Annotated in this window: 10 protein-coding genes and 1 riboswitch; of the genes, 2 read left to right on the top strand and 8 right to left on the bottom strand. The window is 45.9% G+C overall.

What is annotated here, in order from left to right; all coding sequences use genetic code 11:
- The coding region (locus tag K8R76_06305) for a PAS domain S-box protein (protein MCD4847784.1) at positions 1 to 1,941 on the top strand (1,941 nt) is incomplete at its 5' end.
- Positions 1,942 to 2,095: 154 nt separating this feature from the next.
- Here the strand turns inward: K8R76_06305 and K8R76_06300 are convergent.
- The 7 genes from K8R76_06300 to K8R76_06270 form a co-directional block, all read right to left on the bottom strand.
- The gene (locus K8R76_06300) at positions 2,096 to 2,788 is read right to left on the bottom strand and encodes a hypothetical protein (GenBank protein MCD4847783.1); all 693 of its coding nucleotides are present in this window, start codon (positions 2,786 to 2,788) and stop codon (positions 2,096 to 2,098) included.
- 368 nt (positions 2,789 to 3,156) lie between these two features.
- Complete coding sequence (locus K8R76_06295; GenBank protein ID MCD4847782.1) at positions 3,157 to 3,453, bottom strand: HNH endonuclease; 297 nt, start codon at positions 3,451 to 3,453, stop codon at positions 3,157 to 3,159.
- 97 nt (positions 3,454 to 3,550) lie between these two features.
- Positions 3,551 to 3,635, bottom strand: a riboswitch (cyclic di-GMP riboswitch).
- A gap of 231 nt (positions 3,636 to 3,866) precedes the next feature.
- Positions 3,867 to 4,454, bottom strand: coding sequence for a mobile mystery protein B (locus K8R76_06290; protein MCD4847781.1), 588 nt, complete (start codon positions 4,452 to 4,454; stop codon positions 3,867 to 3,869).
- Positions 4,454 to 4,915, bottom strand: a complete 462-nt coding sequence (locus K8R76_06285; protein ID MCD4847780.1) for a mobile mystery protein A — start codon at positions 4,913 to 4,915, stop codon at positions 4,454 to 4,456. The genes K8R76_06290 and K8R76_06285 overlap by 1 nt, the downstream gene beginning before the upstream one ends.
- Before the next feature lie 415 nt (positions 4,916 to 5,330).
- Positions 5,331 to 6,164 carry a nucleotidyl transferase AbiEii/AbiGii toxin family protein gene (locus K8R76_06280; GenBank protein ID MCD4847779.1) on the bottom strand — a complete coding sequence of 278 codons (834 nt, stop codon included), beginning with the start codon at positions 6,162 to 6,164 and terminating at the stop codon, positions 5,331 to 5,333.
- A complete protein-coding gene (locus K8R76_06275; protein MCD4847778.1) occupies positions 6,161 to 6,814 on the bottom strand; it encodes a hypothetical protein in 654 nt (217 codons plus the stop codon). Before K8R76_06275 ends, K8R76_06280 begins: the two co-directional genes overlap by 4 nt.
- 459 nt (positions 6,815 to 7,273) lie before the next feature.
- The gene (locus K8R76_06270; GenBank protein MCD4847777.1) at positions 7,274 to 7,660 is read right to left on the bottom strand and encodes a hypothetical protein; all 387 of its coding nucleotides are present in this window, start codon (positions 7,658 to 7,660) and stop codon (positions 7,274 to 7,276) included.
- 180 nt (positions 7,661 to 7,840) lie between these two features.
- Here K8R76_06270 and K8R76_06265 point away from each other — a divergent pair, with 180 nt between their 5' ends.
- A complete protein-coding gene (locus K8R76_06265) occupies positions 7,841 to 9,163 on the top strand; it encodes an ATP-binding protein (protein MCD4847776.1) in 1,323 nt (440 codons plus the stop codon).
- Between the two features lie 432 nt (positions 9,164 to 9,595).
- On the opposite strand, the gene K8R76_06260 is transcribed toward K8R76_06265, so the two are convergent.
- Positions 9,596 to 10,921 (bottom strand): ATP-binding protein, encoded by a 1,326-nt coding sequence (locus tag K8R76_06260; protein MCD4847775.1) that lies wholly within the window; start codon positions 10,919 to 10,921, stop codon positions 9,596 to 9,598.
- Positions 10,922 to 10,949: the final 28 nt, after the last annotated feature.

Below are 10,949 nucleotides of genomic sequence, written 5' to 3'. Positions count from 1 at the left end.
TGCGGCACACACCTGGATATAACAGACCGCAAACGGGCCGAGGAAGAACTTCGTGTAAGCGAGGAGCGATACCGGAGGCTTATTGAAGATCAGGGAGAGGGAATTGCCATCGTTAATCCTGAAGAACAATTTGTTTTCGCAAACCCGGCGACTCATGAGATCTTTGGTGTTTCACCTGGTAGTCTTGTGGGAAGAAACCTGAAAGAATTCCTGGATGAAGAGGAAATCGCCACCATAATCTCGCAAACGAAAATACGTCATACTGGACAATCGAGCAGCTACGAACTGAAAATAATCCGCCCTGATGGACAGAGACGGTATTTGCTGGTAACTGTCAGACCGCAGTTTGAGCAGCAGCAGTATACAGGCGCATTTGGTATATTTCGAGACATTACGGAGCGCAAGCAGGCCGAGAAAGCGCTGGAAGAAAGCGAAGAACGTTACAGAACATTTATCAACAGCACGTCAGACCTGGTATTTCTTAAAGACAGCCAATTCAAATACCTCGTTTTGAATAAAGCCATGGCGGATTTCTATGGTAAATCATATGAGGAAGTCATAGGACAGTCAGATTACGACCTTCTGCCTGAAGAAGCGGCAGACATCTGCCGGGCATCGGACAGGGATGTTGTAGCCACAGGAAAGGTAGTCACCACAGAAGAGCATTTTGGAGAAAATCATTACCAGGCCATAAAATTCCCTGTAGCACTGCAGAACAGCAAAATGGGTGTTGGTTGTTTCATGCGAGACATCACGGAACTCAAACGGTCACAGGAGAATTCACAAAAGCTTCTCGAACAGCTGCATCAGTCACAGAAGCTGGAATCGGTAGGCAGGCTGGCAGGCGGCGTGGCGCATGATTTCAACAACATGCTCTGTGTCATTCTTGGCCATGCGGAAATGATTCAGGAGGGACTGCCTTCCGACAGCTCTATCCGCCCGAATCTCGATGAAATCCAGAAGGCGACCAGGCGCTCCACTGACATCATCAGCCAGCTTCTTGCCTTCGCGCGGAAGCAGACCATCTCCCCCAGGGTACTCGATCTCAACGAGACCGTCGGGTCCATGCTCAAGATGCTTGAACGTCTTATTGGCGAGGATATTGACCTTTCATGGCAGCCCGCCAGTGACCTTTGGCTCGTAAGACTGGACTCGACACAGATCGATCAGATACTGACAAATCTCTGTGTCAATGCCCGGGATGCCATTGAAGGTGTAGGCAATCTCACCATCAAGACCGGTAATCTTACCTTTGATGAGGGTTACTGCGTTGACCATCACGGCTTCATTCCAGGTGAATATGTGATGATGTCCGTCAGCGACGACGGCTGCGGTATGGATGAAGAGATTCAAAAAAGTATCTTTGAACCGTTCTTTACCACCAAGGAGGTAGGCAAAGGCACCGGTCTTGGTCTTTCTACAGTCTACGGCATTGTCAGGCAGAATGACGGCTTTATCAATATATGCAGCGAACCTGGACAGGGTACGTGCATCAAGGTTTATCTGCCGAGACATTTCAGCAAAATCACTTCGGAACCGAAGAAGGATTCCAGAATATCAGCCGTCAGCGGCAGCGAGACCATCCTGCTGGTGGAGGACGAACCTGCCATTCTGAGAATGACTGCAACAATTCTTGAACGCCTGGGTTACACAGTGCTTTCTACAGATATTCCCGGTGAAGCGATACGGCTGGCCAGGGAGCATTCCGGCGATATCCACCTGCTGATGACCGATGTGGTGATGCCCGAGATGAATGGCAGGGATCTGGCAAGGAATCTGCTGTCAATCTATCCTGATATCAAACGTCTTTTCATGTCCGGCTATACCGCCGATGTGATCGCTCACAAGGGAGTGCTGGATGAAGGGGTGCACTTCATTCAGAAGCCCTTCAAATCCAAATATCTGGCCGTCAAGCTAAGGGAAGCACTGGACAGTGAATAGACTGCTTTAAAGCAATGATATTCCAGTCCAGTCTGCCATGACAATTCTGACATTCCATCATTCTGCATTAAGCTCTGCCTTTTTCGTATTTCATGATGTACTTTTACTGCTGCCTGTACACTTTTCCGTCGCTGTATCGCAAAGCTCAAGGTTGTTATAAAAGTCGCGTTAAGGTTATCTCGCTCGCATTTCCCCTGTGCGTTTCATTTCCCGCCGACCATGGATCTGAAGCAGGATAATAACCTTCATAGAAATCAACGTAGTCGTCGCTGTTTGCCCGGAGAATCGCGCTCATAGCCTTCGTAAGTTCACCAGCGGCCATATAGGCAGCCGTTATGGTTGACCCTGTTACTCCCGTCGCCATAGTGATCAAAGACAGAAGGTTAGTTAACTCACTCGTCCTGACAGTGTTGGCCAACTCGTTCATAGTTTTTCCGAAGTCGCGAGCACCCTGGTCAGATTCCCACAGCATAATACGAATAGCGAGCCCGGCGGTGACCGTTCGTGAGGGAAATAGCGCTAATCCAGCTCCTAAGAACTCTCTCAGGTGGTCAACTTTCATGGGAATTATGCAGCTTTGCGGAGTCGCGCCGAGCCCCGGGTACACAAAGGGTGGATTACCACTGAAATCCCACGCCCAGCACAGGAAGTACACCTCGTTGGTCTGATTGAACAGGTTCTGAAGGAATCCCTCAAACCCTTTCTTCAGCATTATAGACTTCAGCGCAAGACCACGAGGAGTATCAGATGCCCTGAACTCAATCGGAACGGGCTGCACATCTCGAGTTGCTTCGCGAAGCGCGGAAAAAGTTCTCAGCTCACCTACTGCAGCTCGATCAGCTTGCACCCTCGCGGTAGCAGCAGCTGAAAAGCAGTCAAAGGATCCGTGTTGAATTAAAGCAATGACTATACCTCCCATTAGAGGTTATGGTTGGTTATTCGATGATAAAGCACACTATAGTTCATTTCATAAGCGTGAGCAAATTTCGCCCGGCACAAATTTCAGACGTAAAGGCAACTCACGGCTTTTCAGATAAAAGCAGCTGCAATAAGCTGAGTCATTCTCGAACTGAGTAAGTGTAAACAAAGGTTGCGGTATTCCATTATTTATACGGCAGTACCAGCACCTGTATCAAAGATAATATCCAGAATTACTACGAATAAATAGGGACTTCTTCAGAGGCATAGAGGATAGGATTGACTCAATTGCTGATATCACCCGATCTTTTTATTCTCCTGGCCAATAGCAGTGACAATACATATAAGACTGCCGTCGCTTTTATCGACGTTGTTTTCCCACTGCAGAGGCTGCAGGTTGTTGATATCATCAGATCCGGCTGGATCGATATAATTAATCTCCCAACCGTACAGGGAATCACGGTCGCCGTATAGATTGCGGTTCATCCAGGCGCCGCAGGCATCTTTCCGGCGACATTTCAAAGAATCGGTGTGCTTATCAGGCTGACCCTTTTCCCATACTTCCTGAATTTCTCTTTCAATCCCTGTTGCCATTATGTATCTCCTTTCATATTTCAAAATAAAAAGACCCGATTCCAGTGGCTTTTATTACCATCTGAATCCGGGGCGCAAAAAAAGAAGAACTTACCTTTTCGGCAGCCGATCGACCTTATCCTTTTGGACGTAGGCACCTGACTTTGCGTCCCATCCTTTCAGATGGTTTGCCGTTTCGTAGGAAATTCCTACGATTACAGTAACATATATTAACAAGAGCTTTACCTGTCAATAGTATAAAAGATACTGACAGTATAAGTTCTTTGATAATACCGAACGATTATTATCTGTGCCGGCAGTCCGATCCTTCGTTGCTTCCAGTATTTAGGAGACTTAGAGGAGAGCTTATCTTTATAGAACAGAAAAATGGTCTTTTCCTGCCTGTGTACATATCGAGCCGGTTCGATGCTGTCCTATGTTCTAACAAACTCACGCAGGGGTTCATAGTTGTAATTATCTGCCGCGTGAAGAGCTGCAATGTATCTTTGTCTGGTATTGCCGGCTCTTGATAGATTCTCACTTCCCCATGTAAATCTTGAACAATTAAGGATGTTTTCAAGTAATAGATCGGTCATCAGCCGTGCATGGCGACCGTTACCGTTCGGAAACGGATGAATCAACACCAGCCGGTGGTGAAATCGGATAGCCATTTCATCCGGCGTATACTCCTGTAGTTCTATCCATAAGCGCACATCATCGCAGAGGTTTTTCACATTCGTTGAAATCTGATACCACGGTCCGCCGATATTCTTGTCGTTGATACGAAAGTGTCCTGCCCATTTCCAAACTCTGGCAAACATGCGCCTGTGGAGTTCCTTGACGAATTGCTCATTCAGGATATCTGTCGGGGTTGTCTTATCCAGCCATATCAATGCTTCAACAATATTGTCCTGTTCCCAACGATCCAATTCATTTCGCGTGGTTAAATGTGTGAGAAGGAGGTCTCCTGCTTCATCCGGATCAATAGGGGTGGCTCCTTCCGGATAATTGAAATCCGGCATCATTCATCCCATAGATTTGATGGAAGCTCATCCATGATTTCTTCGATCATATTGGACAAGATTTGCATGTTTTCTTTTTTACCGAGTGCCTGATTCTCAAGCTTCATTGTATGAGAGGCTCGAGCAAGGCGTTTGGCTGCAACTCGCTGTGCTCTATTCCGAGTAATTTCATCAAGACTCTTTCGGGGAACAAGAGCATAAACGAAAACACACTCCAGTGCCTCGGCAGCTCTTCGCAAAGTTTTGAGGGTGACTGAAGCATCGATTTCCTGCTTCTCTATGATGGATACTCGTTGCCTTGTGACGCCCATGCGCTCGGCAAGTTGTCTCCCGTTCATCCCCAGAGCATTTCTGATTGCTCTAATCCAGCCCTTGGGCGGAATCGATATAGCAAGCATTGGTTGAAACTTAGCCAGTGTTATCTGTAATTGTTCTCTGACAAGCTTGTTGTTCGCTTTCATCTTAAACCTCCTATATGTCAACATATGTATTGACAGAAACGTCTATTTCGTCAATGCATATATTGACACAAAGAGTCACTATGTCAACATATATATTTACAATATTCTATGTAAGAACATCCTGTATGATCATACAAAGATGTGAAGCAAGAATATTACATTATTACCTTAAGCAATGTGAAAAGCCCAGGAACAACCGTTGCGACCCCTACAATCGTAGTGAAATTCTTGACTTTCAGTTTTTTCACGGTTCTTGTTGAAAAAGGAACAGATGTGACAGCGCCTGCAAGTAGTACTGGAAAGATCTTCCAATCAACAGTATTACCCGGCAACAGGAAAATACATGTAACTTCCCGAAGCCTTCTCCATACGGAGCTACAGACCTGATGAATACAGACCTCTCCTCCGGTTCGAGCTATCCGGAGAACAGACGGTGAAGGTAATGGATGAACAGTTCACGCTTCCATCCATCCAGTGTTCTACGCTCATCCGCGGACAGGAATGGGAACACATCGCGAGCAACCTGATCCCAGTCCAGAGACTCGATCTTACGGCGGAGTTGGTCTTTGAGCCATTCTTGAGTAACATGGATGCCCCGGTTTACCCACGGTCCGTTCTGGTCGATTGCAGAGGAAAGCAGATCCATATCAGGGTGGATATCTCTGGAGCAGAACCAGAGGAAATCGAACCAGTCTCTTCCTTTAATCCATGATCTGCATAAAAGCGCATGACACTTCAAAGCGAACGATGAGGAGAGGTCCATCACCGAAACCTCAAATGGTATCGGGAAGTCAATGAATGCGGTTCGAATTTGTACTCCTTCAGGGGGATTTACGTCTGCTTCCAGTCTGATTCTTAAAAATGGTGTCCGACCGTCAGGTGAGCCCTCGAGAATAGAAGTATCAATCAGAAGAAGCCTGCGGATAGATGAGTGTTCCGACCCGACAGTACGCAATTCAGTGTCAAGGCCATAATTGGAACAGGTTCTGAGCAGAGCCTCTTCGTATGAAGACCAGGAGAATGAATTATCAGGCTCCGCGAGGATGAAATCGAGATCCTCTGAGAAACGAGGTAGACCATGAACCAAACGAAGTTCTGTTCCGCCGTGGAACACAGCTCTGCTGAAGAAATCGTTCACTGACAGTGAATATAGGGCGATTTCCTGCACGATCTCCCGAAGAGCATGAACGCGAGCCTCCCGGGAAGACGAACCATATTCTTCGAGCCTTGATTCAATAATGTTTTTCATGATCCTCCATCCAGGGCATCGGCCAACAGGGAGAGGAAGTTTCGAGCTTTAGCTGAACGGTATATGCGGGCAATCTCCCTCAGATCGTCTGTGTTAAGCTCGCTGAGGTACGATACATCCGTGCGCAGAGCTGCACAGAGTCCAAGGATACCCTCCCAATTGAGCTTACGATCGTATGCTAAATCACCTATTGCTCTCTCGGGAGATGCAACCAGGGTGTATCCGCCCGGCAAGGCCTCCCTCAATACTCCCTTATAGCAATTATTATCGACAACAGGGATGGGTGTATATGCAAAACTGCCCAGGGCATTCTGGAAAATCCTTTCTCTTCCGCATGCAATACAGCTTTGAACGAGCAATGGTTCTTCCTGCAGCCAGCCATAGTAGTCAAGAGCTGATTCCATTGTAACGAAGCTTTCGGGGATAAGCCTGTTCGCGATCCTCAACCTGCTGATGTCCAGTCTTGATAGAGCTGGATCGAGTAAATACATACCCCGTTTCAGGCGGATCAACTCGTCGCTTTGCAGCGCCCTGTTCACCAGTCCCCACCGGCGGGCGCGGCTCCCGCCCGCCAGATGGGTGATAATGGCAGGGGTGACTATCATTCCGGCATACTTGGTTTTCAGCAGCAGCTCAGTCAGTGTCTCCATATATCTACCTCGAATAAGTTTGTAGAAGTAATATAACAACAATCATGACAAATGCACAATGCACGTACAATACTTCCAGATATTGGAAGTATCTTACAAGGATTGCGTTCGATTGAAAAAATACCTGTTAACTCTATTCATGATGTCCACTACTCTGAGCAGCACAAGGAAAGTCGTCGCCACAGAAAGAAGAACTTCATTCATCGTTTATCTCTGAATGTAAATGAAGTCTCTGACCGCCTTCATTAGTAATTGACGTAACCCGTTCAGTTCTGTTAGTAATTCCTTTATTCGAGAAAACCTGATCGATCTTTCAATACAGCCTATGTGGTTTCATGTTAAATGACAATCCGCAACACAGTACAAAAAAACAGTAACAGGTGAAACATTGAATACCCAATACTATACACCATGATGTTTATCCTGTAGGCACCAACTGCTTATTCAGTCTCTGCCGGCTTAATCAAATGCTCTTCTGTACTCTAAGATATGTGCCCTGTATTCATTGTCCGACAGGCTGATTATCCGTGGTATATCCGTAACAGTCGGCAACTGCCTGAAATACATCCTGACCATCTTGAATTTGCTCTTACGTTTTTTCTTTCGGAATACGTCAAATTCCTGACCTCTCGACCGATTAACACGAAACCTGTCATCCTGTTTTTCAATCAGACCCATCGCCAGCAGCGTATTGAGGGCTGATTCCATCTGCTCTCTATCAGGAACATCCCTGTTGATCCAGTCATAAGCATGAATGATCTCAGGAATAGTGTAAGGTCCACCGCCGCCCCAGAACATAGCAAGGAATATGATAGGTGTATCACGCTGTTCCATTTTATTGTTCATTCGCTAATTTATCACTCATCTGCGAGCTGTGCAAGGTTTAACCCGTCTCAGCACCCTTCAATCCGTGTTAAACAAAGATCCTTCATGAGCAAATATACCAGAATTGTATAATTCTCTTATATCTCTCCCTATTGACAGGGCATGATAACGCCATATCTTTCCCTATAAGAAGGGATAGATATGACAGCAGCAATTGTAGAACAGATTGTAACCGAGGGGCTGAATCTCCATCCTCCGTTGATGATACGCCGTGAGCTGAAACTCCCCACCGCACAAGACCTTGCTACAGTAATACTGGGTATGAGACGATCGGGGAAAACCTGGTTCATGTATCAGACAATAGGAGATCTCCTTGAAGAAGGAATACCCCGGGAGAGAATCCTCTATATCAATTTCGAGGATGATCGGCTCGGTGAGTTAGATCATGGACACATGAGGTTAATTGAAGAGGAATACTTCAGAAGATATCCTGATTTCAGGAACAAATCGGTATGGTTCTTCCTTGATGAGATTCAGGAGGTAAAAGGATGGGAGAGTTATACAAGAACCCTTCTCGACAGAAGAGGGCCAAGGCTGATATTAAGCGGATCCTCTTCAAGGCTTCTAAGTGGTGAAGTTGCGACACAGATGCGCGGTCGATCACTGACCCTGGAAGTAAAACCGTTCAGCTTCAGAGAATATCTCAGATGGAAGGGATTATCCCCGGAAAGGTATCCTGAAAGCTCTACGCGCTCAATAATGGAGAAATACTTTCTGGAATATCTGGATACCGGAGGCTTTCCTGCGGTTCTTCCACTGGAAGAAATGCTACATCGTCAGCTTCTACAGAATTATGTAAATACGGTGATTTTCAGGGATGTAGTAGACCGCTGGGGCGTGACTAACATCACCCTTCTTAAATATGTAGTTCGGAGATTACTTAACTCCTGCAGCTGCAGAACCTCCGTTAACCGAATCTTCAGAGAGGCTAAAGCGAACGGGCTGAATTGCTCGAAGAATACCGTTCATGACTATCTTGGTTATCTTGAGGATGCATATATGGTGGAGAGTATGTTCATCGAGACAGCAAGTGAACGGAGGAGGATGACAAACCCCAGAAAAGTTTATGCAATCGATCAGGGGCTTGTAAACGCCTTTGTGGGACGAAGCGGCGGATGGGGACTGGGAAGGGCACTGGAAGACGCTGTATTTGTAGAGCTTCGCAGAAGAGGCTTCATGCCGTCATATGTTATGTCAAAGAATGGATTCGAGATCGACTTTTCATTCATGAATGGATCGGGTGAACATATACTGATGCAGGTCTGCTCGAAACTTGACGAACAGAATGTTCTGGATAGAGAGACCAGAGCCCTGGCAGCTGATACAAGAGAAGCACGAAGATTGATCATAACCCTTCACGAGGAAAGAAATATCTCCAGGGATGGTCTGGAGATAGAAGTTCTTCCTGCGTGGAAATGGTTCGGGAACAGTACTTTCATGAACACGAAGCCAGGCGGTGCGTGACCGCGGAGTATTCACTCATCCGTTGAATGCGGTTTTCTCCCTGTATTATTCACCAGTGGAATATCATATTGTGAACTATGTATCTCACTACATGACGAATACCAGGATTACAGTTCCAGGGGTGTCTACATACCTCCAGCAGAATTATCATTTGCTATATTGAGTTACTGTAGAATCGAGGAAGTCTTTATAGGTATTACGTTTTGTGAGCAGCTCGGATGCTCATGCAATAACCGGTGAGTTCGCCGCGCTTACAGAAGATGAGGCCGAAAAGATCGAAAGCCTCTATAAAAGCTGCGTCAAAACGAGCAACTGACGATTCTTATCTAAATCTGTTACTTTTCTCGTCGTTGTGGATTCACACTATCCTCAGATCAATTCAAACCTGACGGTTCCATGGTGAAAGAAATAGGGGAATTCTCTTGTACTTTATTACAGTGCTCTGACCGGTATTGTGATTGAATCCCTGTTAAGGGGAAGGCTCGTTTGAGACAGGCAGATCAGACCGCCTGTGCCTTTTTTGAGATTCTGATTGTCCAGAACACTGAAATGCCTTATTGCTTTTACTGTGGGGGATGCGGTCTTCTTAATTTCAATAGGATAAACTGTTCCATCTCTGATAATAAGAAGATCTATTTCCCTTTTGTTCCGGTCTCTGTAATAATACAAAGGTGCATGAAATCCGTTGTGGCAATAGCTCTTCAGGATTTCTACAACAACCCAGGTCTCAAAAATAGGACCGGACATCGCACCGGATTCCAGAGTTTCCGGACTGGACCAGCCTGAAAGATACGAACAGAGACCGGTATCCAGGAAGTAGAGCTTGGGACTTTTTATAAGGCGCTTGGATAAATTGGAATAGTACGGCTCCAGAAAATATATTATTCCTGAAGCCTGTAGAATAGAAAGCCAGCTTTTAGCTGTATTGGGCGCTATATCCGCATCCCTGGCCATATCAGCATAGTTCAGTATTTGTCCGGTTCTGGCAGCACAAATCTTTATGAACTTAAGAAACGACATCTCATCACCAACTCTGGTGAGGTCATGGATGTCCCGCTGAAGATAGGTTTGTACAAAAGAACTGTAAAAGATGTTTCTGTCTTTGCGACCGTATACAGAAATGTCCGGGAATGAGCCTCTCCATATCGTTTCATACAGTTCCTTCAATTCCAGTGAGGGCATCTCAGACAGTCTTCTGTTCATATCACTGGAACCGGGAAGAAACGGTTGATAGGTATCAGCTTTATCTGCCAGCTCAACTCTGGAGAATCCCATGAGATTCAATATTCCCATCCTGCCTGCAAGGGATTCAGAAATCCCCTTCATTAAATGAAACGGCTGAGAACCTGATAGCCAGAACAACCCCGGTTCCTGTTTTCTGTCTGCCGCAATTTTGATGTAAGACAGCAGTTCAGGAGCATATTGAATTTCATCTATGAGCAGAGGTGTTTGGAAACGCTGCAGAAAAAGACCAGGATCATTTTTTGCTAATTCAAGCACAAGGGGATCATCCAGCGAAACATAGGTGCGCTCAGTCATGCAATGCTTAAGAAGTGTGGTTTTTCCAACCTGTCTGGCTCCGGTAACAAGTACAACCTGAAACTGTTCAGAAGTTCTTCTCAGTACATGCTCAAGAGTTCTGCTAAGATACACACGATCTCCTTTTAGATTATTCTTTCTCTCACAAGCTCTAAATATCCCTTCAGAACCAGCATAATAGCTGCTGTGGAACTTTAGAGTATACAATAAGTGCAGCATATACGCAATATGATTGCATTATCGCTGC

Origin of the sequence: Candidatus Aegiribacteria sp. (assembly GCA_021108435.1) — a bacterium.
Classification (GTDB): Bacteria; Fermentibacterota; Fermentibacteria; order Fermentibacterales; family JCC-6; genus Aegiribacteria.
The sequence above is the reverse complement of the archived record's forward strand: the minus strand, read 5'-3'. Positions and strand labels throughout refer to the sequence as shown.